This window comes from Ruegeria sp. YTSA144 (assembly GCF_059610125.1).
The window spans coordinates 1,144,520-1,169,589 of record NZ_JBXWNA010000001.1 but is presented as its reverse complement, the minus strand read 5'-3'; the positions used below and the strand labels follow the sequence as shown (position 1 = coordinate 1,169,589).

General features: G+C 59.2%; 24 protein-coding genes. 14 read left to right on the top strand and 10 right to left on the bottom strand.

The window, feature by feature from the left end; all coding sequences use genetic code 11:
• Positions 1–2: 2 nt before the first annotated feature.
• Complete coding sequence (locus AC2FF8_RS05865) at positions 3–227, top strand: DUF1150 family protein (RefSeq protein ID WP_117872546.1); 225 nt, start codon at positions 3–5, stop codon at positions 225–227.
• Between the two features lie 84 nt (positions 228–311).
• On the top strand, positions 312–1,202 hold the full coding sequence (locus tag AC2FF8_RS05860) for a PhzF family phenazine biosynthesis protein (protein ID WP_496879166.1): 891 nt from the start codon (positions 312–314) through the stop codon (positions 1,200–1,202).
• A 396-nt stretch (positions 1,203–1,598) separates the two neighbouring features.
• On the opposite strand, the gene AC2FF8_RS05855 is transcribed toward AC2FF8_RS05860, so the two are convergent.
• The 3 genes from AC2FF8_RS05855 to trxB all read right to left on the bottom strand — a co-directional run bounded on the left by AC2FF8_RS05855 (position 1,599) and on the right by trxB (position 6,363).
• Entirely contained in the window at positions 1,599–3,317 is a 1,719-nt protein-coding gene (locus tag AC2FF8_RS05855) for a bifunctional sulfate adenylyltransferase/adenylylsulfate kinase (RefSeq protein ID WP_257599278.1), read from the bottom strand.
• Between the two features lie 196 nt (positions 3,318–3,513).
• On the bottom strand, positions 3,514–5,205 hold the full coding sequence (locus AC2FF8_RS05850) for an adenylate/guanylate cyclase domain-containing protein (RefSeq protein WP_170346066.1): 1,692 nt from the start codon (positions 5,203–5,205) through the stop codon (positions 3,514–3,516).
• 216 nt (positions 5,206–5,421) lie between these two features.
• The gene (trxB, locus tag AC2FF8_RS05845; protein ID WP_170346067.1) at positions 5,422–6,363 is read right to left on the bottom strand and encodes a thioredoxin-disulfide reductase; all 942 of its coding nucleotides are present in this window, start codon (positions 6,361–6,363) and stop codon (positions 5,422–5,424) included.
• 227 nt (positions 6,364–6,590) lie between these two features.
• Between trxB and AC2FF8_RS05840 the strand changes: the two genes are divergently transcribed.
• Complete coding sequence (locus tag AC2FF8_RS05840; protein WP_152458979.1) at positions 6,591–7,091, top strand: Lrp/AsnC family transcriptional regulator; 501 nt, start codon at positions 6,591–6,593, stop codon at positions 7,089–7,091.
• A gap of 119 nt (positions 7,092–7,210) precedes the next feature.
• Here AC2FF8_RS05840 and AC2FF8_RS05835 read toward each other — a convergent pair whose 3' ends face one another.
• From AC2FF8_RS05835 to lgt, 5 genes are all read right to left on the bottom strand, one after another.
• Complete coding sequence (locus AC2FF8_RS05835) at positions 7,211–7,993, bottom strand: Hint domain-containing protein (RefSeq protein WP_170346068.1); 783 nt, start codon at positions 7,991–7,993, stop codon at positions 7,211–7,213.
• 334 nt (positions 7,994–8,327) lie between these two features.
• The gene (locus tag AC2FF8_RS05830) at positions 8,328–8,456 is read right to left on the bottom strand and encodes a hypothetical protein (RefSeq protein ID WP_256367481.1); all 129 of its coding nucleotides are present in this window, start codon (positions 8,454–8,456) and stop codon (positions 8,328–8,330) included.
• Between the two features lie 267 nt (positions 8,457–8,723).
• Positions 8,724–9,482 (bottom strand): peptidoglycan editing factor PgeF, encoded by a 759-nt coding sequence (gene pgeF, locus AC2FF8_RS05825; protein ID WP_170346069.1) that lies wholly within the window; start codon positions 9,480–9,482, stop codon positions 8,724–8,726.
• On the bottom strand, positions 9,479–10,546 hold the full coding sequence (locus tag AC2FF8_RS05820) for a class I SAM-dependent methyltransferase (RefSeq protein WP_496879165.1): 1,068 nt from the start codon (positions 10,544–10,546) through the stop codon (positions 9,479–9,481). Before AC2FF8_RS05820 ends, pgeF begins: the two co-directional genes overlap by 4 nt.
• Positions 10,543–11,430 (bottom strand): prolipoprotein diacylglyceryl transferase, encoded by an 888-nt coding sequence (gene lgt, locus AC2FF8_RS05815; RefSeq protein ID WP_496879164.1) that lies wholly within the window; start codon positions 11,428–11,430, stop codon positions 10,543–10,545. The genes AC2FF8_RS05820 and lgt overlap by 4 nt, the downstream gene beginning before the upstream one ends.
• 97 nt (positions 11,431–11,527) lie before the next feature.
• Here lgt and AC2FF8_RS05810 point away from each other — a divergent pair, with 97 nt between their 5' ends.
• From AC2FF8_RS05810 to AC2FF8_RS05790, 5 genes are all read left to right on the top strand, one after another.
• On the top strand, positions 11,528–11,776 hold the full coding sequence (locus tag AC2FF8_RS05810) for an accessory factor UbiK family protein (protein ID WP_496879163.1): 249 nt from the start codon (positions 11,528–11,530) through the stop codon (positions 11,774–11,776).
• 321 nt (positions 11,777–12,097) lie between these two features.
• The gene (locus AC2FF8_RS05805) at positions 12,098–12,598 is read left to right on the top strand and encodes a type III secretion system chaperone family protein (RefSeq protein WP_117867906.1); all 501 of its coding nucleotides are present in this window, start codon (positions 12,098–12,100) and stop codon (positions 12,596–12,598) included.
• 39 nt (positions 12,599–12,637) lie between these two features.
• A complete protein-coding gene (gene proC / locus AC2FF8_RS05800) occupies positions 12,638–13,453 on the top strand; it encodes a pyrroline-5-carboxylate reductase (protein WP_496879162.1) in 816 nt (271 codons plus the stop codon).
• Positions 13,446–13,784 (top strand): tRNA-binding protein, encoded by a 339-nt coding sequence (locus tag AC2FF8_RS05795; protein WP_117867910.1) that lies wholly within the window; start codon positions 13,446–13,448, stop codon positions 13,782–13,784. The genes proC and AC2FF8_RS05795 overlap by 8 nt, the downstream gene beginning before the upstream one ends.
• A complete protein-coding gene (locus AC2FF8_RS05790) occupies positions 13,784–14,734 on the top strand; it encodes a 2-hydroxyacid dehydrogenase (RefSeq protein WP_496879161.1) in 951 nt (316 codons plus the stop codon). The genes AC2FF8_RS05795 and AC2FF8_RS05790 overlap by 1 nt, the downstream gene beginning before the upstream one ends.
• Here AC2FF8_RS05790 and AC2FF8_RS05785 read toward each other — a convergent pair.
• Positions 14,731–15,309 (bottom strand): thymidine kinase, encoded by a 579-nt coding sequence (locus AC2FF8_RS05785; RefSeq protein WP_480683695.1) that lies wholly within the window; start codon positions 15,307–15,309, stop codon positions 14,731–14,733. The two genes, AC2FF8_RS05790 and AC2FF8_RS05785, sit on opposite strands and share 4 nt — an antisense overlap.
• Before the next feature lie 354 nt (positions 15,310–15,663).
• Between AC2FF8_RS05785 and AC2FF8_RS05780 the strand changes: the two genes are divergently transcribed.
• Both AC2FF8_RS05780 and AC2FF8_RS05775 read left to right on the top strand, forming a co-directional pair.
• Positions 15,664–16,125 carry a hypothetical protein gene (locus AC2FF8_RS05780; RefSeq protein ID WP_496879160.1) on the top strand — a complete coding sequence of 154 codons (462 nt, stop codon included), beginning with the start codon at positions 15,664–15,666 and terminating at the stop codon, positions 16,123–16,125.
• Between the two features lie 167 nt (positions 16,126–16,292).
• Complete coding sequence (locus AC2FF8_RS05775; protein ID WP_496879159.1) at positions 16,293–18,095, top strand: hypothetical protein; 1,803 nt, start codon at positions 16,293–16,295, stop codon at positions 18,093–18,095.
• A gap of 18 nt (positions 18,096–18,113) precedes the next feature.
• Here the strand turns inward: AC2FF8_RS05775 and AC2FF8_RS05770 are convergent, their stop codons facing one another.
• Positions 18,114–19,238, bottom strand: a complete 1,125-nt coding sequence (locus AC2FF8_RS05770; protein WP_496879158.1) for a beta-ketoacyl-ACP synthase III — start codon at positions 19,236–19,238, stop codon at positions 18,114–18,116.
• A gap of 159 nt (positions 19,239–19,397) precedes the next feature.
• On the opposite strand from AC2FF8_RS05770, the gene AC2FF8_RS05765 reads away from it, so the two are divergent.
• The 4 genes from AC2FF8_RS05765 to AC2FF8_RS05750 all read left to right on the top strand — a co-directional run bounded on the left by AC2FF8_RS05765 (position 19,398) and on the right by AC2FF8_RS05750 (position 25,061).
• Complete coding sequence (locus AC2FF8_RS05765) at positions 19,398–19,865, top strand: MarR family winged helix-turn-helix transcriptional regulator (RefSeq protein ID WP_170346078.1); 468 nt, start codon at positions 19,398–19,400, stop codon at positions 19,863–19,865.
• Complete coding sequence (locus tag AC2FF8_RS05760) at positions 19,862–20,899, top strand: efflux RND transporter periplasmic adaptor subunit (RefSeq protein ID WP_257599267.1); 1,038 nt, start codon at positions 19,862–19,864, stop codon at positions 20,897–20,899. The genes AC2FF8_RS05765 and AC2FF8_RS05760 overlap by 4 nt, the downstream gene beginning before the upstream one ends.
• 11 nt (positions 20,900–20,910) lie before the next feature.
• The gene (locus AC2FF8_RS05755; RefSeq protein WP_496879157.1) at positions 20,911–23,952 is read left to right on the top strand and encodes an efflux RND transporter permease subunit; all 3,042 of its coding nucleotides are present in this window, start codon (positions 20,911–20,913) and stop codon (positions 23,950–23,952) included.
• Between the two features lie 248 nt (positions 23,953–24,200).
• Positions 24,201–25,061, top strand: a complete 861-nt coding sequence (locus AC2FF8_RS05750; protein WP_496879156.1) for a hypothetical protein — start codon at positions 24,201–24,203, stop codon at positions 25,059–25,061.
• Positions 25,062–25,070 lie beyond the last annotated feature (9 nt).

Sequence of the window (25,070 nt, the reverse complement as noted above, 5' to 3'; positions counted from 1 at the left end):
CAATGAATACACCGATTGAAATCAACACCGAAGGCAACCGTATTGTCTATGTCAAAACGGTTGAAGTATCTGAATTGCCTCGGGAAGTTCGTGAACAGGCAGGCGATCTGGATCAGCTTTACGCCGTCCACGATTCCGACGGGCAGCAACTGGCGCTGGTCGCAGACCGCAAGCTGGCCTTTGTGCTGGCGCGCGAACATGATCTGTCTCCGGTGGCCGTTCACTAGGCGGTCGAAATCTCTGCTGAAACGAAGTGGCATTTTCTTTTCATGCGGTGATCTTGCCGCACATGCACAGGCAGGAGCGGCACCATGGGCTGGTTTGACTTTGACTGGGTGGACGCCTTCAGTGATCGCGCCTTCGGCGGCAACGGATGTGCCGTCGTCCACGAAGGTGCGCGCCTGACGCAACAGGTCTGCATGGCCTATGTGCGCGAAACCTCTCTGGTCGAATGCACCTTTACCGGCCCGTCCGAGGTGGCTGACATCCGCGTCCGCTATTTTCTGGCCAGCCGCGAAATCCCTTTCGCGGGGCATCCGACTATCGCCACCGTCGCGGCGATGCGATCCCGCGGCATGATCTCGGGCGATAGTCTGACGCTGGAAACCGGTGCGGGTCTGGTCTCGATCCGGTTGCAGGATGAGCAGATCGAAATGACTCAGGTCGCACCGCAATTCGGAGCGCATGTGCCTGCGGAACTGGTGGCGAAGGCGATCAGCCTGCCACAGGAAGCCATCATTTCGCCGCCTCAGATGGTTTCAACCGGCTTGCCGTTCTGCATCACCGTTCTGCGGGATCATACGGCATTGCGGGCCGCTCAACTGGTTGAAGGCCCATTGCGCAAAGTGGCTGAAACCGCGGGGTATTCCGGCTCGGATATGGCCGAGCCGTTTCTTGTCACGCTGCAAGGGGCAACCGATGAGGGGGATACGTTTTCGCGCCTTCTCATGGCACCGCCCAGCCCGCCCGAAGATCCGTTTACCGGGTCTGCCACCGGTGCGATGGCCGCCTATTTGTGGAAACACGGGTTGATGAAAAAGGAAAGCTTCATCGCCGAGCAGGGTCACGATATGGGGCGCCCCGGGAAAGCCACCGTCACGCGTGTCGGCCCGCCTGATGCGATGACAGGCATCAAGGTTTCCGGTCAGGGGCATATCCTGATGCGCGGGCAGGTTGACCTGCCGGAAGCGCCGATAAAATGAGCGGGCGTTGACCGAGGGCTGCCCCCGACATTCTGGCCGGAGGCGGCAGGTTACATCCAGCACAGCCGCAATCTGGGCTCACGCCTCGGTTGGGTCGGGTTTGCCGACAAAACAGAATCCAGCATAAGTTCAAAGGTCGCCGACCTCGGATGCGACGCACAGGACGAAGCGGTGTCCTTGATCCGGAAAGGACTGAAGGCAGAGGTGCTCCGACAAGCTCAGGTCGGATCCAAACCAGAAGCTGACAATGGCCGGAGATCTGTTCGCTATCTCAGTTTCACACCCGCCTTGAGGTCCTGAACAGCATCAGGACCAGCGGCTATCGTCATTTGAAAGCCAAAAAAACGGCCCCCGGAATCTCCGGAGGCCGCCCAATGCAATCAGATGAGACCGCAATCAGTTTGCTGCGATCAGGCCCATGCTTTCCAGTTTCAGCAGCACCTGATGGGCGCAATTGTCGACCTCGACATTCTCGGTTTCGACCCGCAGTTCCGGGTTTTCCGGAACATCGTAAGGGTCCGAAATTCCGGTGAATTCCTTGATCTTGCCCTCGCGCGCCAACTTGTAAAGGCCCTTGCGGTCGCGGCGTTCGCATTCCTCGATGCTGGTGGCCACATGCACCTCGCAGAAGGCACCGAACTGTTCGATCTCTTCCCGAACCGCGCGGCGTGTCGTGGCATAGGGCGCGATCGGGGCGCAGATGGCGATGCCGCCGTTCTTGGTGATCTCGGAGGCCACATACCCGATGCGGCGGATGTTCAGGTCGCGGTGCTCTTTCGAGAAGCCCAGTTCCGAACTGAGGTTTTTGCGCACGATGTCGCCATCCAGCAGCGTCACCGGGCGGTCGCCCATCTCCATCAGCTTGACCATCAGCGCGTTGGCGATGGTCGACTTGCCCGAGCCCGAAAAGCCGGTGAAGAAGACGGTGAAACCCTGCTTGGAGCGCGGCGGGAAGCGGCGGCGCAGTTCCTCGACCACTTCGGGGAACGAGAACCACTCGGGGATTTCCAGCCCTTCACGCAGGCGGCGGCGCAGTTCGGTGCCCGAGATGTTCAGGATCGTGACGTTGTCCTTGTCGAGAATCTCGTCATTCGGTTCGTACTGGGCGCGTTCCTGCACATAGACCATGTGCTTGAAATCCACCATTTCAACGCCGATTTCGTCCTGGAACTGTCGGAACAGATCCTGCGCGTCATAGGGGCCGTAGAAATCCTCACCTTTGCTGTTCTTGCCGGGGCCCGCGTGGTCGCGGCCAACGATGAAGTGGGTGCAGCCGTGGTTGGCGCGGATCAGGCCGTGCCAGACGGCCTCGCGCGGGCCAGCCATGCGCATGGCCAGGTTCAGCAGGCTCATCGAGGTGGTCGAGGCGGGGTACTTGTCCAGCACCGCCTCATAACAGCGCACACGGGTAAAGTGATCGACGTCGCCCGGTTTGGTCATGCCCACGACCGGGTGGATCAGCAGGTTGGCCTGTGCCTCTTTGGCGGCGCGGAAGGTCAGCTCCTGATGCGCGCGGTGCAGTGGATTGCGGGTCTGGAAGGCCACGATGCGGCGCCAGCCCAGTTTGCGGAAATAGGCGCGCAATTCATTCGGCGTGTCGCGGCGGCCACGGAAATCGTAATGCACGGGCTGTTGGATTCCGACCACCGGTCCGCCCAGATAGACCTTGCCGGCCACGTTGTGCAGATAGTTCACCGCCGGGTGAGCGTCGTCATCGGCGCCAAAGACCTTCTCGGCCTCGCGCGCCTTGTCCGGGGTCCAGCGGTCGGTCACGGTCATGGTGCCCAGGATCACGCCTTCCTGATCGCGCAGAGCGATGTCCTGCCCAAGTTCGATACGATCCGCGAAGTCTTCGCTGACATCCAAAGTGATGGGCATTGGCCAAAGCGTTCCATCGGCCAGACGCATATTCTCGACCACATTGTCGTAATCTGCTTCGCTCAGAAATCCCTTGAGCGGGTTGAAGCCACCATTCATCAGCAGTTCCAGGTCGCAGATCTGACGCGGGCTCAGATCCCAGCTGGTCAGATCGGCAGCTTCCACCTTCAGCTTCTGCGCCGAATCGTATGACACATACAGTTCGGAGATCGGGGCCAGATTGCTTAACATCGTCATCGGAATACTCTTGTAGCAGTGTTGATTTGCCAGTGGATATCGGGCGGTTTCGAGGCGTTTGCACCGGCTGACAGGCGAAGTCCACAGGCGTCAATGTAACAAAGGAGGATATGCGCCGAATACTTTTGAATTGGAAGAAATTTCTAATTCACAAGTCAAATCGATGATCTGATCCTTGCAATCAGAGGTTATTCGTTCAAGCGGAGTATTTCTGTTCCTGTTTTGTGACGTTGTGCTCAAGTATGGACGCGCGGGTGACAGGCAGGGCGGGAATCGGTTCAGACACGCCGCGCAACTGGAACAACCTGATTTCGTCCTGTGGTATGACGACATCTGCGGCCTTCAGCAACGCTTCCGAGACCAGCAATTCGACCTTCAGCGCCTTGGTTTCGCTTTCAAGGCGACTGGCGACATTGACGGTGTCGCCGATTATGGTTTTCGACGCATGCCCCGCCGCGCCGATCTCACCCACCACCAGATCCCCAAGATGCAGACCCATCCCGATGCGAATGCCGGGGCTGCCTTCGGCCTCGAGCTGTGCGTTGAATTCATCGAGGGCGTGGCTGATGTCGATGGCGGCTTTCAATCCGGCACGGGCGGACGCCGCTGCATTCGGCTTTTCAAAAACGGCCAGCAGCCCGTCTCCCATGTATTTGTCCACGACACCGCCTTCCTTGGTGATGGCAGGCACGACGGCGTCGAAAAACCGGTTCAGCAGGAACACGATGTCATAAGGCAATTGGCCGGTCGTGCGCGCGGTAAAGCCGCGCATGTCAAGAAACAGAACAGCCAACTGGCGTTCCTGACCCTGACTGGCATGTCCGCGTATGCGTCCGCCATCTGGCCTGAAGACCCGAAAAACGGTGGTGGGTTCTGTCGGGCGTATCTGGCAGGCCAGTCGCGTCTGTGACGATGCACCCACAGCAGCAAGGCTGCGCGCTTCGACGTCGCCGGGCGGCGGCAGGGCGTCGTTGCCATCCTCCACGATGACACGGCAAGTGGTGCAGCGCCCCTTTCCGCCGCACAGGGCCGCATGCGGGACGCCGTTTACCTGCGAAATCTCAAGCAGGGTCATGCCTTTTTCTGCGACAACTTCAGGCCCTTTGGCGTAACGCACGCGCACCGAATGCCTGCGTCGCCACAGTTTGCGCCCGATGTAAACCAGACCCGTTGCACCAAGGGCCAGCCAGAACACCATAAGGCCATAGTCTTTTACACTGAACAGGGTCTGGAAGGTCTCGGGCGACGGCCAGTTGTAGTGCTCGATATATTGCTCGCGCAGGAATTCATCAGCGAAGTCGGCCCATATGCGACGCCCCTCGGTCAGCAGGCCGGCCAACGCGAAAAAAGGCACGAAAACCGCAACACCGATCAGATAGGGCGCGACCCGCGACCACCACCGGGTCAGCCGCAGCCACATATGCAAGCCGATGCAGCCGTGTATCCAAACGATCAGCAACAAGGCGCTTTGCATCCATACGGCGATACTGGGCCACATCAGAATGATGATGTATCCCATCTCGTCGTTGACGTCATAGACCTCGTGCGCGACCCGCGTGTGAACGATGTGCGAGATCAGTTGCAGCGGAATCAGCAAGCCCAGTCCGACCTGCAAGGCCGTGCTGAAGGGCATCCGCAGGGTTCTGCGTTGTGCGATCGACGTCAGGGCCAGACCTGCATGCGTGAAAAGAGCAGCATAGAAAAGCACGCTGATGACATTGTGGCGGGTGATGGCCTTCCGACCGTCCTGCATCCCGTGCAGGTAATCCGTGTGAAACAGGCCCAAGCCAATGTTTATGAAATGGAAGAATGCGAAAACAAACAACACAAGACCACTGACGATCCTGAGTCGGGTTGACCACCCGCCGCGCCAAAGAGCGTTGTTCAAATGCTCACCTGCTTTTCGCTTTTCCCTCAGCAATCCTGATACGCCGCTGGCTGGGGGTCAAGGGATTGGCAGGCGGCGTCGGCTGCTGATCAGAGATTGCACCGCAACTTGTGCTGTGCGGTGCCCCCTTAAACCCCGGGGGCACTGTCCTGAAAAAGGCTGACGGCCTGCGGTTCTGAAAATGCCGGGTCAGCCCCGGAGTATTCAGAACGCGCGTTATTCGTTTTCCGCCAGGAACCGTTCGGCATCCAGTGCCGCCATGCAGCCCATACCGGCGCTTGTGACCGCCTGACGATAGACGTGATCGGTCAGATCGCCCGCCGCGAACACGCCCGGAACCGAGGTTTCCGTGCTGCCCGGTTTGGTGACGACATAGCCACCCATATGCGTTTCAAGCGTGTCTTTGACCAGCTCGTTCGCGGGCGCGTGGCCGATGGCAACAAACACGCCTTTACAGGGGATTTCTGTGATCTCTCCGGTTTTGACATGCTTGACGCGAACTCCCTCGACGCCCAGTGGCGCATCGGTGCCGATCACTTCTTCCAGCTGGTGGAACCACAGCGGTTCGATTTTGTCGTTCTTCATCAGCCGGTCTTGCAGGATCTTTTCCGCGCGCAGCTCATCGCGGCGATGGATCAGAGTCACCTTGCTGGCGAAGTTGGTCAGGAACAGGGCCTCTTCCACGGCCGTGTTGCCGCCGCCGATCACCACGATTTCCTGTCCGCGATAGAAGAACCCGTCGCAGGTGGCGCAGGCTGAAACGCCAAAGCCCTTGAATTTCTCTTCCGACGGCAGGCCCAGCCACTTGGCGCGCGCGCCGGTCGCCAGAATGACGGCGTCCGCCGTGTATGTGGTGCCGCTGTCGCCCTTGGCGGTGAAGGGGCGCTGGCTGAGATCCAGATCGTTGATGATGTCACCGATCACTTCGCAACCCATGGCCTTGGCGTGATCCTGCATCCGGACCATCAGGTCGGGGCCCTGTACCTCGGTGTCGCCGGGCCAGTTCTCGACCTCGGTCGTTGTCGTCAATTGGCCGCCGGGCTCGATACCCTGTACTAGAATGGGTTCCAGCATGGCGCGGCTTGCGTAAACGCCCGCAGTGTATCCTGCGGGCCCCGATCCGATGATCAGAACCTTGGTGTGTCGTGTGTCGGCCATGGTATCCCCGCTCGAATTGCCTGAATTGGGCTTTTGGCCCGTCGCCCCGATATAGCGACCGACAGACCCGGCTTAAAGCCCCTTACTGTTTATGGCCTCGCATGCGACCCTGCGTAGGGTGCGGGGAAAATGAGGGATTTGAAAACAAAGAAAATTGCGCATGTGCGAAACATTATTGCGTGCGCGTGGGGGGCTGATATAAGAACCGCAAAAATCAGGAGCATTTGATGGTCACGACTCGGTTGGATGATATCGACCGCAAGATTCTGGCGGAATTGCAGGCAGACGGTCGGATGACCAATGTCGAACTTGCAAAACGGGTCGGAATCTCGGCGCCGCCCTGTCTGCGCCGGGTGCGCACACTGGAGGAATCCGGCTATATCACCGGTTACCACGCCGAGGTGAACTCCCGCGAGCTGGGATTCGAAGTGCAGGTGTTCGCCATGGTCGGGCTCGACAGTCAGGCCGAGACCGAACTGCGCGCGTTCGAAGAGCGCTGCCGCGAATGGCCACTGGTTCGGGAATGTCACATGCTGAACGGCGAGGTGGACTTTATCCTGAAATGCGTCGCACCTGATCTCAGCAGTTTTCAGCAGTTCCTGACCGGTGAACTGCTGACCACGCCAAACGTGGCCAGCGTCAAGACATCGCTTGTTATCCGCGGCGCAAAAGACGAACCAGGCGTGCCGTTCGACGTTCTGGAAGAACGAATGAACCGGACGGCGTAACCCCCAGACGTTTTGCAGGTGCGGTGTTTGGTGGCAGCATGGCAGCCACCGCCAAGGATAGAATCCAACTTAGTACCAGCTGCATGATGCCCCCCATAATGCAGTAATCGCTATCGCACTCAGGCTGTCATCGCGTCGATTTCCCCGTCTCCGGCGCGCGGCATCAGCAGCGGACCAAAATCGTTGAGCGATTCGATATGCGCGAACAGGTTCAGATAAACCGACCGCAACGAGTGGCTGATCATCCGGACCGCGTTCACACCTGGGTGATACGTTTCGAACTGTAAACCATCTACCCGAATAACGGAATGCCGTTTTAGGCAAATGTGAAACAGTTCAACTGGCGTCGGCGGCATTGTTTCAATCACGCCCGTTCCATCCTGGAATTCGGACACAGGGGTCAGAATCGGGCCATTCCCATGCAGATGCCGCAAATGCGTCGGCGTGCCCACGATCCGCGCCGCAGGCCCGGCGATTACACCCGACATCGGCTTTTGCATCCCGAATGTATCCGCCGTGATGCGCGTAAGCGGCCGCGTGCGGCCCCGCGAATCCGGACGTCCGGGGATCAGAGTGACAGATCCCTTCCACAGCACGGTTTCGGACGCGCCATCCTGGGTCAGGACCGTATCTCCCGGCATCAGGTCTTCGATGGCCATCGGCCCATGTTCCGTTTCAACCAGCGATCCGCGCGTGAAGGCGCAAAATGCGTCTTCGAACATCGGCAGGGCAGGCGCGATGTGTCTGGTCTGAACCACGTTTCCGTTTTTCAACAGGCTGCTGACTTCATACCGGCGCAGCTGGGCCTTTGGTTTCGCAACCGGCCGCGGTGCTTCCCGCAGCATGGCTGTCGTTTCGATCGCATTTCTGGCCGCACGGGCCAGTGAACTAGGAATAGTCATAAATATTCCGTCCCCTCAAATTGTCCGGTCAGGCGCGGCGTATCCCCGTACAGACCAACCTGGCGAACTGGTTCTTTGTCTTGAAACAAATGGATGACACATGGGCGGCGGCCGGTCGGACCCCGCATTGCGACAAAATCTCGCTTTCCAATGGTCAACACACTGACCCCCCAGACAAACTCGTACTTCACGGGCGAAAATTGCCCGCACACACACAACTCCTGAATTCGCCTCGACCCCCTCAGATCGTGACGCACCACACATCGGGCAGGAGCATGCCCGAAGCGCGTTCACCCCATCGAGACCGGCAGCTTGGCCTCAGGGTGCTTCTGCCTCAGCGTCGTGCCGCGATGCGACTGGCGACCCTGACAGAATGGCTTGATACCCGCTTCCACGGCATTTCCAGCTTCTGGCTCCGCGTGGCGGCAACCATGGCTTTGAGAAAGCGAGACTTGGTTTTCATGTTCTGGTCCTGCTCTGAACGGGTTTGTTTCCCGCATCCGTTATGAACCTTTTGTCACGCATGTTTGCGGCATGGATAAGGCTTATCCGGGATGTTTTGCAGACAAGAAATTTATGGTCGGTCCATCCTTTCACTCAACACGCCAGCGTCCGAAACAGGGACGTCAGAAGACCATCTGATAGCTGGCAAAACTCGTTACGATTCTGAGTCCGATAAACACAACAAATGTGGCGGAAAAGTGGCGACGTGCCTAAATCTGGGCCAAAATCACAATCTTATGACCGAGATCAGTCGCCCGTAATCGGCCTCGTTTGCGTGTGTTGTGCGGCGGTAGGAATAGAACCGGTCCGGGTCGGAATATGTGCAGTGCCGGGTCCATTCCGCCTGCCCGACACCGGCCTGCCGCAATCGGTGCAAACCAAAGGCGGGCAGGTCGAATTGCAACCGGTCATCCTGTCCGTTTGCAAAGAACCGGCTGTTCTCCGGAGAATCGGCGATAAATGCGTCCAGAAACTCGGGGCCTACCTCATACGCGCGTTGGGAAATGCTGGGGCCGATGACGGCGTTGATATTCCGGCGCGTCGCGCCAAGTGCTTCCATGGCGTCCAGAGTCGCCTCCAGCACGCCGTCAAGCGCGCCGCGCCAGCCCGCATGGGCGGCTCCGATCACATTGGCCGCGGGATCGGCAAACAGAACCGGTTGGCAATCTGCCGTCAGAATCGTCAGCGCCAGACCGGGTGTCGCCGTGACGACCGCGTCCGCGCGCGGTTTTTCACCTTCCAGGGGCTGTTCAACCGTCAGAACTGTTGGGGAATGAACTTGATGCACGCCGATCATCGCCTCGGGCGCAACACCCATCGCGTCGGCAACCCGCCGGCGGTTCAGCGCGACAATTTCGGTTTGATCTGACGATCCATAACCGCAATTCAACCCGTCGAAGATACCGGAAGAAGCCCCGCCGCGACGGGTGAAGAACCCGTGACGAAATGGGGAAAGCAAGTCCGAAGTCAGTATTTCCAGTGTCATGGCTCCAATCCCGGCGGTGGCGCAGCATAGGCCGGATACAGGCCCATCACCTTGAACAGATTTCCCATTTCGTCCGGGTGCGTCAACCGGCGATGCGCTGCAATCAGGGCGTCCAACTCGGAACCGCTCAGCGTCCGGGACAAAGCCTGTGCCCGGGCGGTTATGCCGAGCCGTTCCAGAAACACGCCCTGCGGAGTCAGGCGTGTATGCCTGGCTCCACAGGCGCGGGTCGCAACGGCCAGAGGCTCAAAATCCACATGTGCCGTCAGGTCGGCCTGGCCGGGTGACGCCAGCGGATCGGCGGGCTCGTGGTTTTGCAGGGCTTGCAGCGTATCGCCCAAGGAATGCCAGTCGCCATAATCGATGATCAGCGCGGCACCTCCATGGCTGGCGATCCGACCGGCAATCACGGTCAGAATGGGGATCGCTGCCGCACACAGCTCGACCAGATCACCATCCCTGGTGTCCGAAAGCCTGTCAGTCAGCGCCACTTGCGGCCCGTTGGGGCCCCGCCCAAACAGCAATTCGCCGTCGCGTTCGCCGACCAAGCGTTCGCTCCAGCCGTCGCCGTCGCGCAGGAACTGCCGGACAGGCAGCGCGTCGAAGAACTCGTTCGCCACCAGCAGCAGTGGCTGGTCCGGCAACTCTGCGACGCTGTCGGCCCAGTTCGGTGTGTAATCCTTCAGGGTGTCCGCCTGCACCTGCTTCAGGGCAGGCGAGGCCTCGACCAGCACAATCCGGGCAGCATCGTGAAATCCCTGCACGGTTCGGGTGGCACGCAATATATCACTCATCAGAGTGCCGCGCCCGGGCCCCAATTCGCACAGGGTGAATGGCGCGGGACGGCCCTGATCCATCCAGCATTGCGCTAGGCACAGCCCGATCAGTTCTCCAAACATCTGGCTGATTTCCGGTGCCGTGGTGAAATCCCCGGCAGCCCCCAGCGGATCACGCGTCGTGTAATAGCCCAGCGTGGGATGCAGAAGACATTCGGCCATGTAGTCGGCCACGCTCATCGGTCCATCCTGTCGGATGCGGGCGATCAGGTGATCGGTCAGGCTCATTTTGCCCGCCCTGCGCGCAGGACAAACCACAGGCCAAGCGCGATCATGGGCAGCGACAGGATCTGCCCCATGGTCAGACCATATCCGCCCACATGCCATGCAAGCCCCAGCGGATTGCCGGGCGACACGAACTGCGCATCGGGCTGGCGGAAGAATTCAACAATAAAGCGCGATGCGCCGTAACCCGCCAGAAACGTGCCCATGACAAAGCCCGGTTTGTGAAACGCGCCGTGTCGATAGACCAGCCACAGCAACAGCGCGCCCAGCAACACACCTTCCAGCGCCGCTTCGTACAACTGCGAGGGGTGTCGGGCACACATTCCCGCAACCACGCCGGGGCAGTCCTGTGCGGCAAAACCGGGAAAGATGACGGCCCATGGCAGCTCGCTCGGGCGGCCCCACAGCTCGGCATTGACGAAATTGGCCAGCCGTCCCAGCAGCAGGCCGGGTGGCACGGTGTAAGCAACCAGATCGCCCAGTGACAGGGCCGGGATCCGATGGCGCCGGGCAAACAGGTACGAGGCCAGGATCACGCCCAGCAGCCCCCCATGAAACGCCATGCCGCCTTGCCAGACCTTCAAGATCTCAAACGGGTGCGACAGGTAATAGCCGGGTTGGTAAAACAGCACGAAACCCAGCCGCCCGCCCAGGATCACGCCCAGAATGATCCAGGTGACCAGATCTTCCAGTTGGTCCGGTTTCATCGGTGGACCGTCGGCTGGCCACAGGGCAGGGCGGCGCAACGCCACGACCGCCAGCCGCCACGCAATCAGGATGCCCGCGATATAGGCCAGCGCATACCACCTCAACGCGAACTCCATCCCGAACAGCGAGATCGAGAACAGTTCGGGCGACAGATCGGGGAAATTCAGAACAGCCTGCATGTGCGTCTCATTGCCCGGGGTTTGCGGGGCAAGTCAACCTTGAGCCTGCGGCAATCTTTCCCCATATAGAGTTCAACCGCGATACCGGAGTAAAGATATGCAAACCCGCAACAAGATCCTGGACGACGTGTCCCAACTGATGACAAACGCCATGGGTGTCGCGCAGGGCGCGCGGGAAGAGGCCGAGAACGCGATGAAGTCGATGATCGACCGCTGGCTTGCCGACCGCGATTTCGTCACCCGCGAAGAATTCGATGCCGTCCGCGCCATGGCCCAGAAAGCGCGCGAAGAAAACGCCGCACTCGAAGCCCGCATTGCCGCGCTTGAGGCAAGACAGGACAAGTGACGCCCCGGGCGTTCCCTGTTTTCACAATTTTGGGCAAACTCTGTCGCCGCGCAATCCAGCCGGGATTGTGCGGTGCCGTGCATTCTGACGCATCACGGGATTAAATCAAGACAAAGCTGACCCGACATCCAATATTTTGATCCCCGTTGCCTTCTGTCCACAACTTATTGCTGTTATCCCCAACAAATAGGGTTGCCAGAACCAACGCTACATCGCACCATATTTAGTACAGGCCTATGGGGGAAGCCCGGTTTGTAGAGCAGGCAACTAGCGCTGGGGCGCTGCCAGCCCCAAAATGCTAGAGATTAGTGAGGTGGCATTATGGCCCTTTCCGAGCAGTATCTCGAAGAAGACATTCATCCGATCGACATTGTTGAACATCTGGCCGAACATCACGACTGGGATTTTGACCGCATTGGGGACGATCAGATCGCCATGGCCGTCGAAGGCCAGTGGCGGACGTATTCGATCACACTCGCCTGGTCCAACTATGACGAAACGCTGCGGATGGTGTGCTCGTTCGAAATGGAACCGCCGGCCGAGCGGGAAATGCAGCTCTATGAGCTGCTCAACAAGATGAATGATCAGTGCTGGGCAGGTGCCTTTACCTATTGGGCGAACCAGAAGCTGATGGTGTACCGGTATGGGCTGGTCCTTGCAGGCGGGCAGACAGCCAGCGCCGAACAGATCGACACGATGATCACCGCCGCCGTCATGAGCGCAGAGCGGTACTATCCGGCGATCCAACTGGTCACCTGGGGCAATCGAGGACCAGAAGAAGCCATGCAAGTGGCCATTGCAGAGGCCTACGGCCGGGCGTAAAGCTTTGCCCCGAACCGACATGTAACGCGGGAGGGGCAAATGGACATGACGCGTGTGGCCGAACAGGGGCTTGTGCTTCTGGGGTGCGGAAAGATGGGGTCCGCAATGCTGGCGGGATGGCTGGAACACGGCCTCCCGCCAGCGTCCGTTTGGGTGATCGATCCGCACCCATCCGACTGGTTGAAAGCGCAGGGCGTCAACATCAACACACCCCTGCCCGAAGCCCCCGCCGTGGTGTTGGTCGCGGTCAAGCCGCAGATGATGGGCGAGGCATTGCCCGCCATTCAGGCGCTGGGCGGTGGCAGCACGCTGTTTGTTTCGGTCGCGGCGGGCACCTCGATTGCCACCTTCGAATCCGTTCTGGGCAGCGATTCGCCGATCATTCGCGCCATGCCCAACACCCCCGCCGCCATCCGTCAGGGCATCACCGCGCTGATCGGGAATTCAAACGCATCCCCTGATGATCTGACGCTTGCGGAAAACCTGCTGTCGGCGGTGGGTGAGACGGTTCTGTTGACGGATGAGGCGCAGATGGATGCGGTCACCGGCCTCAGCGGATCCGGTCCTGCCTATGTGTTCCATCTGATTGAAACGCTTGCCAAAGCCGGCGAGGCGCAGGGTCTACCGCATGACCTTGCGATGAAACTGGCCAAATCCACGGTGGCCGGGGCCGGAGCGCTGGCCAAGGCCGCTGATGAGGATCCGTCTCAACTGCGGATCAACGTAACCTCGCCGAACGGCACGACCCAGGCCGCGCTTGAGGTGCTGATGCATGAAGAACGCGGTTTCCCTGACTTGCTGCACCGTGCCGTCAAGGCCGCAACCGACCGATCCAAGGAGCTGTCACGTGAGTGAGATTTCTTTCGACGATTTTCTCAAGGTCGATATCCGCGTGGGTGAGGTGATCCGCGCCGAACCTTATCCCGAAGCCCGCAAACCCGCGATCAAGATGTGGATCGATTTCGGTGATGAGATCGGTGAACGCAAGACGTCGGCCCAGATCACCGCGCATTATGATCCATCGACTCTGGTGGGCAAACAGGTCATGGCCGTGGTCAATTTCCCCCCTCGCCAGATCGGCAGGTTCATGTCCGAGGTTCTGGTGCTGGGTCTGCCCGATGAAAACGGCGAGATTGTTCTGATCGGCCCCGACGGCCGAGTTCCGACAGGCGGGCGGATGCACTGATGAAATTGCTGATCACGCGCCCGATGACGCCGGCAGTCGAGGCCCGCGCCCGCGCCGCGTTCGACGTAGAGATTCGCAAAGATACGGCGCCCATGTCGCGACAGGAAATGCTGTCGGCTCTGACGGATTTCGACGTGGTCGTGCCCACGCTGGGCGATCAGTTTTCGGCTCGGATTTTTACGGATGCAGGCGCGCCTCGGTGCAAGCTCCTGGCCAATTTCGGCGTCGGCTACAACCACATCGATGTCGAGGCGGCGCGCGCAGCAGGCGTCGAAGTGACCAACACGCCCGGCGCAGTCACCGACGCCACGGCGGATATCGCCATGACCCTGCTGTTGAGCACGGCCCGGCGTGCGGGCGAAGGCGAACGGCTGGTCCGCGCAGGCCAATGGCAGGGTTGGCATCCCACGCAGATGCTGGGCCATCATGTCACGGGCAAACGCGTCGGTATCGTCGGGATGGGCCGTATCGGGCAGGCCATCGCGCGCCGGTGCCATTTCGGTTTCGAAATGCAGGTGGCCTATCAATCCCGAAGCGCCAAGCAACTGGACTTTCCGGCCGAGTTCACACCTGACCTTGAAACACTCGCCGCGTTGGTCGATTTCCTTGTGCTCGCCGTTCCCGGCGGTGCAGAAACCCGACACCTGATCGATGCGCAGGTTCTTGAGACGATGAAACCTTCGGCCATTCTGGTCAATATCGCGCGGGGCGAGGTCGTGGACGAAGCGGCCCTGATAGCGGCGCTGCAATCGGGTCAGATTGCCGGGGCCGGGCTGGATGTCTACGAGTTCGAACCCGAAGTACCCCGGACCCTTTGTGAAATGGAAAACGTCACCCTGCTGCCCCATCTGGGCACGGCCACCGAAGAGGTGCGCAGCAGCATGGGACACATGGCCCTGGATAACGTGGCGGCCTTTGTGGCGGGCGAGGCGTTGCCCAACCCGGTCTAGTCGCCCACCGCCTCGCGCCAGTGTTTGCGGCAAAGCGAAACATAGGTCTCGTTGCCACCGATCTGCACTTGGGCACCTTCGGTGATGGCCTTGCCGTTTTCGTCCTGACGTATCACCATCGTGGCCTTGCGCCCGCATTTGCAAATGGTGCGGACTTCACGCATCTCATCGGCCAGCGCCAGCAGCGCCGCTGATCCCGGAAACAGCTTGCCCTGAAAATCCACCCGCAGCCCGTAGGCCAGCACCGGTACGTCCAGATCGTCGACGGCGCGCGCCAATTGCCAGACCTGCGCTTCGGACAGGAACTGGGCCTCGTCGATGAACACGCAGGTTACGGGACCTTCGTTCAGACGATTTCGGATCATCGCAAAGACGTCGTCGCCGGGCGTGAAGGTATCGGCCTTCTCCGAGATGCCGATGCGCGATGCGATCCGTCCGGCACCCGCCCTTCCGTCAATGGCTGCGGTCATCAGGTAGGTCTGCATCCCGCGCTCGCGATAGTTGTGCGAGGCTTGCAGCAACACGGTCGATTTCCCCGCGTTCATGGTTGAATAGTTGAAATACAGCTTTGCCATGACGCGGGTCTAAAACGCTTGGGGAAAAGGAACAAGATATCAATCGTTTTGATGGAGCGACGTCGCCGTTGCGTTCGCAGAGGCCGAGCTACGCTCTAGGGGATGGAACCCCCACATCTGCAACAGCGACGCCGTCGGCCAACATGTGGCCAAAACGCAGCAAGGTTTAACAATATCACCCTGCAATCACTCATTACCGGCTTGAACTGCCGCCACTCACTCACAAAATCCCCCGCATATCTGAGGGATAGCCAATGTATGACATTTCAATTATGACTTGGTTATGGGAAATTTACCCACGCTTTCCCCCGTTTGGACATCGGGCAGGCGTTTGCAGGTAACAAAGGTAAAACAATGGCAGATATCGGGGCCTATCTGAAAAAACACACAGAAGCGCTGGTCAAAGATGTTGGAATCGAAGCGGCGTGTGAAATTACAGGGAAATCCAAGGCCACTTTGGGACGATACTATTCCGACAATGCTGAACACGAGGACAGGTTCATGCCTGTGGACGCGGTGGCCCGCCTTGAAAACGCGGCGACATATCCGCATGTGACGTCGGCTTTGGCGGATCTGAAGAACATCACCTTGTCCTATAGCGACCGCAACACAGCCACACCCCGCACCGGTGGCGTCAATTCGGATGTCATAGCGCTCAGCCAGCGGTTTGCAATGCTGATGACCGAATATCAGGCCGCAATCGAAGACGGAATCATCACGGTCAACGAAGCCAAGCGGCTGCTGAAAGAAACCAGCTTGCTGCAACAGGTTCTGATCGAGATGAAGCTGCATCTGGAAGAAGAAAGCGTCAGCTAGACGGGATCCGGGAGCCGTTGCGCCCATGACTGGCCACATTCCGCCTGTGCAGCCCAACCGTTTTCATGCGCGAGAAGGCAGAAACGCTGACTGTGTTTTTTGCCTCAATTCAGTCACGTCTGTCCTTTAAGGTCCGTCGCGGGCAAGAGCGTCAAGGGCAGAGAACCATGCAGAATTCGCAGGGAACATACAGTCTTTTCGCAGACCGTGTGGTTCTGCGATTTTTTGTATGCGCCTATGCGGCCCTTCTGGTTCTTATGGCCCTGAGTGGTCATCAGGAAGGCTCTGATGACGTAATGCGCTGGGTGGTCGTGCAGGATCTGTTGCAGGGGCAGGGCTGGTTCGACAGCCATCAGTATCGGCTGGGCCCCGAGGGCGGTACGTTGATGCATTGGTCCCGACTGATCGACGCACCGATTGCCTTGCTCTACGGAACATTCGGGTTGGTTTTGCCGCCCGATATGGCCCTTCAGGTGACGGCATTCGTCTGGCCCTCACTGTTGGCGGGTCTGACCTTGTGGGCCTTTGCCGTGACGGGAAACGTTTTGGGCGCGCGGGAAGGCGCTGTTTCGGCGCTGGTTGTGGGTGTGTTGGCGCTCGAACACTCGCGGAAGTTCGACTATTTTTCGTTTGATCACCACAATGCTCAGATTCTTCTGTTCGCCACGGCCCTGATGTTGTTCGCATTGCGCAGGGAAAAACCATATGCCGGATGGTTGTTGGGTGCCTGCCTGGCGCTTTCGGTATCGATAGGCACCGAATCGATATTGCAGATCGCACTCGTCGCCGTGTTTTTCGCCATTGACTGGATCGTCAACGGCGACCCGGCCCGCCGCCCGACCATGGCGTTTGGCATCGGGTTGGTCCTGACACTTGTACTGACCAGCCTCGCAACAACGGGACACCAGGCCTTTCTGTTTCCAAGCTGTGACGCCCTGACACTCAGTGTGGCGTTGCCGGCGAGCGTTGCCGCGGCAGGGCTTTGCATTGCGGCCTGGATCGGGTCTGGCTGGTCGCTTTGGGGCCGCATCGGCGCATGTGTTGCGGTCGGAGTGGTGACATTGGCCTGCGCTTACGGTTTCGCCCCGCATTGTCTCAGCAATCCGATCGAAGCCCTGCCTCAGGACATGCGCGACTACTGGCTGAGCCAGGTGGCGGAAGCCCAGAAGATCAACGTCATTCTGCAACTGCACCGGGGCGAAGCGCTGGCCCTGATCGCAATGTCGATCCTGTGCATGGCAGCCGCCCTGATCTTTGCAGTCAGATCCCCGTTCAAACTGGAATACGCCCTGTTTCTGGCCCTGATCGTGACCGGCCTGGTGGTGTTCCTCTATCAGTCCAGAATGATGACATTCCTGGGTGTTTCGCTGGTGGCCGTCCAGGCGCAGATCCTGCGTGTCCTGTACACCTCTTATGCAAGCAGTCGCCGCGCGTTGTCAGGGCTTGCGATGGTTGCTTTCATCCTCTGCATCTCGCCGAAAACCGGGGCCAGTATCGATGAGCAACTGGGGCGCTTTGCCGGGCCGCCCCTTGCCGCATCCGCGAAGCCAGCCCGACAGTCACAGCAAAACTCGGGCGCATCCTGCAAAACGCCCCAAGCCTATGCGGCCCTGCGTGATCTTCCAGCCGGAAGAGTTCTTGTTGATTTCGACTTTGCCGCAAACGTTCTGCGCCATACCGACCATTCCGTTCTGGCGGGCAATTACCATCGGAATCAGGCTGGAATTCTGGCACAGATCGAACTGTTCCGCTCGGACGCTTCTCAGATCGGATCACGTCTGACCGAGCTGGATGTGGATTACGTCATGCTCTGCACGTCCGCGCCGCGTGCCGAATTCTGGTCCTGGGCCTCACAGGGTCGTGGTTTGCAATCGCACTTGGTTGCAGGTGAAATCCCTGGCTACCTCACGCGGGTACAAACTACGGAAGATGCGGCATTCCAGGTCTTCAAAGTGACTGCGGCACGCTAGGCCGGACAAAACCGGCCATCAGGCGTGGCGTTTCACGATCACCGACCCAACGGAATACCCGGCGCCGAAGGAACAGATCAGGCCAAGATCCCCTGCCTGCAAGTCGTCGGAATACTTCGAAAACGCGATGATCGACCCCGCAGATGACGTGTTGGCATAATCCTGAAGGATGTTTGGTTGCTCGCCCGGTTCGGGTTCGCGGCCCAGAACCTTCTTGCCGATGAAGTCATTCATCGTCTTGTTGGCCTGATGCAGCCACAGGCGTTTCAGATCAGAGTTCCCAACTCCTTCGGCATTCATGTGGTCGCTGATATGTTTGCTGACCATCGGCAGTACCTCTTTGAATACTTTCCGACCGTTCTGCGTGAACTGCATGTCACGCCGGTCGGTCAGCCCGTCAGGGCGCGAGCGGCGCAGAAAGCCGTTGTTGTTGCGAATATTGTTGGAAAACGCCGTGGCGCAACGAGTCGACAAGATCTCGAAATGCGGGCCTTTGGCGTCTTCGATCCGTTCGATCAGCGTCGCTGTCGCCACATCGCCAAAGATGAAATGACAATCGCGGTCGCGCCACTCCAGATGGCCCGAGCAGATTTCGGGGTTCACCACCAACGCCGCACGCACCGACCCCGACCGCACCATATCCGCCGCAGCCTGAATGCCGAACGTGGCCGACGAACAGGCGACGTTCATGTCAAAGCCGAACCCGTCGATCCCCAGTTCCTGCTGAATTTCGATCGCAATTGCCGGATAGGCGCGCTCGTGGTTCGAGGCCGCGCAGATCACCAGATCAACATCTGCCGCCGTGCGCCCCGCCTGTGCCAGCGCCTTGTTGCAGGCGTCCACCGCCATTTCGGTCATGATGCCGGGTTCATCATCGCTGCGCTGCCGCAGCAGTGGATGCATCACGTCCGGGTCCAGCACACCGCTCTTGTCCATCACGTAACGGTTCTCGATCCCCGATGCCTTGACGATGAACTCCTCGGATGAATGCTGCATCGGCTCCATCTGTCCGACGGCGATGGCTTCGGCATTCTTGGCGTTCTGCTTGTCGGCATAAGCGTTGAATGCCTCGACAAGCTCGGCATTGGTGATGACGTTCTGAGGCGTGAAGACACCGGTACCGGTGATGGCGGGGGTATACATGGCGAGCCCTGAATGTTTCGGATTTGCCCAAAATGCAGTCACGGTGTGATTTGATCAAGGTATGTTGACCTAAGGGAATGCGCGCAACGCGGCAGTTTCATATCTTGAATAGTTCAGAAACTGAAGTATATGACGCCCCAACGCGCGCGGAGATCCCCCATGCCCGACGATATCAGTACCAGACTTGGCCGCCTCAGCCCCGAGATTCAGGCGATTATGGGGGTGTATGCCCTGTACTGGAAACTGGAAGAGACGTTTGATTGCATCGAGACCGACCTGAGCCACCCCGAATGCCACATGCTGATCAAGCTGGATCAGCCGAAACGCATGGGGGTCCTGGCTGCGGATATGCTGAGCGTACCGTCCACAATCACCGCCACCGCGGATTCGCTGGAAAAAGCAGGCTATCTGACGCGCGAGCGTGACCCCGAAGACCGCCGCGCCTGGTTGCTGGTGCTGACCGAGCAGGGTGAAGAAGCCCGCAACATGCTGGTGGCCGAGGCCGGGGACCTGTTTCACAGGGCCTCGGGCCTGAACGACGAAGAAACAGCCGAATTCGCGCGACTGGCGCGCAAAATCCGTGACAACGTTTTGAAAACGGGAATTCCCGAGGGACTGAAGAAATGAAACTCCTGAGCTCTCTGGGCCTTGCACTGGCCGTTCTGGCAACTCCGATTGCCGCTCAAGATACTCCGAAACCGGTCAAGCTGATGCAGGTGCGCGAAACGGCGCCCGGCTTCACCCGCCAGTTTTTCGGCCGTGTTGCGGCACGGCAGACGGTCGATCTTGCCTTTCAGGTCGCGGGTCAGATCGTCGAGATGCCGGTCAACGAAGGGTTTGTCATCCCCAAAGGCGGCCTGATCGCGCGACTGGATCAGGAGCCATTCGAACTGCGGCTTGAGCGGGCGCAGCTGCAAAAGGAACAGGCCGACCGAACCGTCGCGCGCCTGTCGCGTTTGCGTGGCACCACGGCCAGCCAGGTGGCGGTCGATGACGCAGAGACCGAAGCGCAACTGGCCGCGATCGCTCTGCGCGACGCGGAATACGAACTGGAACACGCAACACTGACCGCACCATTTGACGCGCTGGTCTCCAGCCGCGCGGTCGAAGCTTTCACCACCGTATCGGCAGGCACGCCCATCGTCCGCATTCACGACATGTCCGAATTGCGCATCGAGGTCGACGTTCCCGAGATCCTGTTCCAACGCTCGGGCCAGAATGACGACATCACCATCACCGCCAAGTTCCCGGTAAGTGATGAAGTCTTCCCGTTGGAAATTCGTGAATTTGACGCTGAAACCTCCAGCGTCGGGCAGACCTTCCGCATCCAGTTCGGCCTGACCCCGCCCGAGGGGTTGCAAATTCTTCCCGGCTCGTCCGTCACCGTCAACGTAAAGGTTCAGGATGAACGCACAGGCATCGTTGTGCCAGCGACGGCCGTTGTTGCTGATGCATCAGGCGAGCTGAGCGTCATGGTATTCTCGCCGGTTGGTGCGGATGAAGGCACGGTCCGCCGCGTTCCGGTGACGATTGAGCCCACGCAGACGGGCGATGTTCGGGTGTTGACGGGCTTGTCCGACGGTGACGAAGTTGTTGTGGCTGGCGGCGCCGTGCTGACAGACGGTCAGCCCGTGCGCCGGTTCACCGGCTTCGCGAACTGAGGGGCTGACAGATGAACATCGCGCGCGCCTCGATTGATCGACCGCTTTACACATGGCTGATCATCCTTATCGCTCTGTTTGGGGGCATCTGGGGGTTCACGTCGCTTGGTCGCTTGGAAGACCCGGCATTCACCATCAAGAACGCGGTCATCGCCACGCAGTATCCCGGTGCCACGGCGGAACAGGTGGCGCTGGAAGTGTCCGAGCCCCTTGAATCCGCGATCCAGCAGATGGGCGAGGTGGATGTCATCACCTCGGTCAACCAACCCGGACAATCCTTGATCGAAGTAGAGATCAAGTCGACCTACGACGGCACCGAACTGCCCGATATCTGGACCCGCCTGCGGGCCAAGGTGCGTGATGCCGCCCGGGGGCTTCCGTCGGGTGTCAGCCAACCTTACGTGAATGACGGGTTCGGTGATGTGTTCGGCCTGTTCTATGCGGTGACCGCCGAAGGGTTCTCGGACGCCGAAAAGCATGAACTGGCAACGTTTTTGCGTCGGGAACTGCTGACCGTGGACGGCGTTGCCGATGTCGAGGTTCAGGGCCTGCCGGACGAGGCGATTTTTGTCGAACCCGACCTGGCGATATCGGTGAACCAGAACGTCCCGCTGCAAGCGATCAACGAAGCCATAGCCAATGCGAATTCGGTGAATTCCTCGGGGTCTTTGCGGTCAGAAGATACCCGCACCACCATTCTGACGGCCGAGGGTTCGGACAGTGTCTCGGCCATTGCGGGCCTGTCTGTCGGCTCGCAAGGGCAGGTGATCAACCTGTTCGACATGTCCGACGTCTATCGCGCGCGTCAGAACGATCCAGACATCATGATCCGCTTTAACGGGACCGAAGCCTTTACCCTCGGCATCGCCGGTCTGGCGACGGAAAACATCGTCGAGGTCGGCAAACGGGCTGACGCCAAGTTCGCCGAGCTGGATGCGAACATCCCCTTCGGTGTCGATATTCTGCCGATCTATCAGCAGCATGTGGTGGTCGAGCAGGCCTCGAACGACTTCCTTGTCAATCTGGCCATGTCAGTGGCCATCGTGGTCGCCGTGCTGGGTATCTTCATGGGGTGGCGCGCGGCCATCGTCGTTGGTTCGACCCTGTTGCTGACCGTGGTTGGCACGCTTCTGTTCATGGCGCTGTTCTCGATCGAGATGGAACGGATTTCCCTGGGTGCGCTGATCATTGCCATGGGTATGCTTGTGGACAATGCCATCGTGGTGGCCGAAGGGATGCAGATCGCGATGCTGCGTGGAAAACCTTCGCGGGATGCGGCTGAAGATGTGGCTTCAAAAACCCAGATCCCCCTGCTTGGGGCCACCGTGATCGGCATCATGGCCTTTGCCGGGATCGGGCTCAGCCCGGATGCGACGGGCGAGTTTCTGTTTTCTCTGTTTGCGGTGATCGGCATTTCGCTGCTGCTCAGCTGGATATTGGCCATCACGGTCACGCCCTTGCTTGGGCATTACTTCTTCAAGCAGGGCAAGGAAGGTGAGATCGACGCCTACGGGGGCATCCTGTTCCGCGCATATGGCGCGATCCTGCGTTTTGCGCTGCGCTTCCGGTGGCTGGTTGTTGCGGGTCTCATCGGCGTAACCGCAGCGTGTTATGCCGGGTTCGGGCTGATGAAACAGCAGTTCTTCCCCAACTCGAACACGCCTTTGTTCTTTGTGCATTACAAGCTGCCTCAGGGCACGCCGATTGCCCGCACGGCACAGGATATGGCGGTGTTCGAAGATTGGCTGACCCAACGCGATGACGTGGTTTCAGTCACGACCTTCGTCGGTCAGGGGGCAACCCGGTTCATGCTGACCTATTCGGCGGAAAAACCGAACCCGAGCTATGGTCACATGATCATCCGCACGGAAAGTCTGGAGGATATCCCGGCCTTGCAGGCGGATCTGGAAGCGTTCGGGTCCGTCCAGTTCCCCGAAGGAGAGTTCGGAACCAAGCGTCTGGTCTTTGGCCCCGGCGGCGGCGATCCGATCCAGGCCCGGTTCTCGGGCAGCGATCCGGTGGTTCTGCGCCAGCTTGCGGACCAGGCCGTGCAGCGCATGTCGGCGGCGTCACCCAATGCGCTGCTTGTCCATCATGACTGGCGCGAACAGGAACTGGCGGTGCAACCGATCTATGCCACGGAACGGGCGCAGACCGCGGGTGTCACGCGCGAGGATATTGCGGCCACGCTGCAATTTTCGACCGACGGCATCACCGGCGGCGTGTTCCGCGAACGGGATCGTTTGATTCCGATCATCCTGCGCCGACCGGCTGATGGAGATTACTCGATTGTCGATCAGGTGGTGTACTCGGATCAGTCCGGGAAATTTGTACCAATCGAACAGATGGTCGATGGATTCGAGTACAAATCCCTCAATACGCTGGTTCACCGTCGCGACCGTGTTCTGACCATCACCGTCGGCGCGGACATCCCGCCCGACCTGACGGCTGCGCAGGTGCATGCCGAAGTGCGGGACGCCATCGAGGCAATCGAACTGCCACCGGGCTACAAGATGGAGTGGGGTGGCGAGTTCGAAAACTCGCGCGACGCGCAGGAAAGTCTGGGCAAGCAACTACCGCTGAGCCTGCTGATCATGGTGCTGATCTCGGTTCTGCTGTTCAACGCGATCCGTCAGCCGATCATCATCTGGCTGCTGGTTCCGATGTCGGTCAACGGCGTGGTCATCGGCCTGCTGGGAACAGGTTTGCCCTTTACCTTTACGGCCCTTCTGGGTCTGCTCAGCCTGTCGGGCATGCTGATCAAGAACGGCATCGTTCTGGTCGAAGAGATTGACCTTGTTCGCGCCACGGGCAAACCCCTGCGCGAGTCCATCGTCGAAGCCTCCGTCTCACGTTTGCGTCCTGTTATGCTGGCGGCCATCACGACCATTCTGGGTATGGCACCGCTGCTGACGGACGCGTTCTTCGTCTCGATGGCGGTGACGATCATGGGCGGGCTGGCTTTTGCGACCGTCCTGACAATGGTCGCCGCGCCGGTGTTCTACCTGCTCTTCTTTGCGCGGGATGAAAAACGCGAACTTGCAACGGTGTGATCCCTTTTCAAGAGTGCAATGGAATCCCAGCTAAAACACACCGATCCTTGTGTGCCAGTTTAATCGTACCGAACCATTCAAAGTGACTCAGATCAGAAGGCGTCGGGAGGGTCGTAGAATGGTCGCCTGAGGGGCGGCCTTCATGGAACTCGTTGCTTGACGATGGTCGCCGCTCATCGAGAAACGCAAGGCTTGCCAGGCTCTTCTTCATTTGCTTCAGTGTGTTAGGAATTTGCACGAGGAATTCAATGGATAACAAAATTGGCGTGGCGGGCGTCGCTGGGGGGTTGGTCGGTATAGGGACCTTGTTATACACATACATTGATGGGGAACGAGCCAACGCGCGTGAACAGGATTTGGGATTTAGCCAGTTTGCTGCAAAAATTTCTCGTCTCGAGGCAGATCTTGAACAAATAGACGAAGAACTCACTTTAAAGGATCAGGAGATTTCTTCGTTGCGCGACGCGTTGAGCGCCATCGGCGAACGAGCACCGGTTGATCTTACGTTGCTGGAAAAACGCCTTAGCGATCTTGAGGAACAGCCTTTCGGGCAAGGACAAGCCGCTTCTGTAGAGGCTGTGGCAGCTTTTTTAGTACAGAACCACTTGGATGAGCTGCGCGGACCACAGGGACCGGCAGGTCCGCAAGGCCCGATGGGTCCAAAGGGGGAAGCCGGGGCTGCTGGTAGCTCGGCTGCACTGAATCCGCGCGCTCCTATCGAAGTCACTGGCGACTTTTCGACAGATTTTGAACCGCAGTATTTCGGGTCGACTAAAGCGAACCTCGTGGGATGTGCAGGAAAGGGCGTGCGGGTTTCCTGCACCATGCTTTTGGAACCGGAAGATGCCGCGTCATATCACTTTCAGGCCAGAGGAGACAAAATTCGCCTGGCATTGCCGACGGCGGAATGGGTCCAGGCGAAAGAATTCAAAGTTGGTTCACAAAAAAACTGGGTTGTCGGGGGCAATTTGTCCGCGGGTATCCCCCAGCGTGTAGATATCGCTTTCGACCTGCCGAGCGGTGGGCACAAAGGATTTCTGGCATTGGAAGTTTTTGAAGGTCAAAGCAGATCAACCGCCGTTTGGAAAGACATCCCTTTGACAGAATGATGAGGAAGC

Bases quoted from the DNA above. Each gene is read 5' to 3' on its own strand.
- AC2FF8_RS05830 (WP_256367481.1), bottom strand. From the start codon at position 8,456: ATGAAAACCAAGTCTCGCTTTCTCAAAGCCATGGTTGCCGCCACGCGG.
- AC2FF8_RS05805 (WP_117867906.1), top strand. From the start codon at position 12,098: ATGGCCCTTTCCGAGCAGTATCTCGAAGAAGACATTCATCCGATCGAC.
- AC2FF8_RS05785 (WP_480683695.1), bottom strand. From the start codon at position 15,309: ATGGCAAAGCTGTATTTCAACTATTCAACCATGAACGCGGGGAAATCG.
- AC2FF8_RS05810 (WP_496879163.1), top strand. From the start codon at position 11,528: ATGCAAACCCGCAACAAGATCCTGGACGACGTGTCCCAACTGATGACA.
- AC2FF8_RS05865 (WP_117872546.1), top strand. From the start codon at position 3: ATGAATACACCGATTGAAATCAACACCGAAGGCAACCGTATTGTCTAT.
- AC2FF8_RS05760 (WP_257599267.1), top strand. From the start codon at position 19,862: ATGAAACTCCTGAGCTCTCTGGGCCTTGCACTGGCCGTTCTGGCAACT.
- AC2FF8_RS05765 (WP_170346078.1), top strand. From the start codon at position 19,398: ATGCCCGACGATATCAGTACCAGACTTGGCCGCCTCAGCCCCGAGATT.
- pgeF (WP_170346069.1), bottom strand. From the start codon at position 9,482: ATGACACTGGAAATACTGACTTCGGACTTGCTTTCCCCATTTCGTCAC.
- trxB (WP_170346067.1), bottom strand. From the start codon at position 6,363: ATGGCCGACACACGACACACCAAGGTTCTGATCATCGGATCGGGGCCC.
- AC2FF8_RS05835 (WP_170346068.1), bottom strand. From the start codon at position 7,993: ATGACTATTCCTAGTTCACTGGCCCGTGCGGCCAGAAATGCGATCGAA.
- AC2FF8_RS05860 (WP_496879166.1), top strand. From the start codon at position 312: ATGGGCTGGTTTGACTTTGACTGGGTGGACGCCTTCAGTGATCGCGCC.
- proC (WP_496879162.1), top strand. From the start codon at position 12,638: ATGGACATGACGCGTGTGGCCGAACAGGGGCTTGTGCTTCTGGGGTGC.
- AC2FF8_RS05770 (WP_496879158.1), bottom strand. From the start codon at position 19,238: ATGTATACCCCCGCCATCACCGGTACCGGTGTCTTCACGCCTCAGAAC.
- AC2FF8_RS05750 (WP_496879156.1), top strand. From the start codon at position 24,201: ATGGATAACAAAATTGGCGTGGCGGGCGTCGCTGGGGGGTTGGTCGGT.
- AC2FF8_RS05790 (WP_496879161.1), top strand. From the start codon at position 13,784: ATGAAATTGCTGATCACGCGCCCGATGACGCCGGCAGTCGAGGCCCGC.
- AC2FF8_RS05775 (WP_496879159.1), top strand. From the start codon at position 16,293: ATGCAGAATTCGCAGGGAACATACAGTCTTTTCGCAGACCGTGTGGTT.
- lgt (WP_496879164.1), bottom strand. From the start codon at position 11,430: ATGCAGGCTGTTCTGAATTTCCCCGATCTGTCGCCCGAACTGTTCTCG.
- AC2FF8_RS05780 (WP_496879160.1), top strand. From the start codon at position 15,664: ATGGCAGATATCGGGGCCTATCTGAAAAAACACACAGAAGCGCTGGTC.
- AC2FF8_RS05855 (WP_257599278.1), bottom strand. From the start codon at position 3,317: ATGACGATGTTAAGCAATCTGGCCCCGATCTCCGAACTGTATGTGTCA.
- AC2FF8_RS05840 (WP_152458979.1), top strand. From the start codon at position 6,591: ATGGTCACGACTCGGTTGGATGATATCGACCGCAAGATTCTGGCGGAA.
- AC2FF8_RS05755 (WP_496879157.1), top strand. From the start codon at position 20,911: ATGAACATCGCGCGCGCCTCGATTGATCGACCGCTTTACACATGGCTG.
- AC2FF8_RS05820 (WP_496879165.1), bottom strand. From the start codon at position 10,546: ATGAGCCTGACCGATCACCTGATCGCCCGCATCCGACAGGATGGACCG.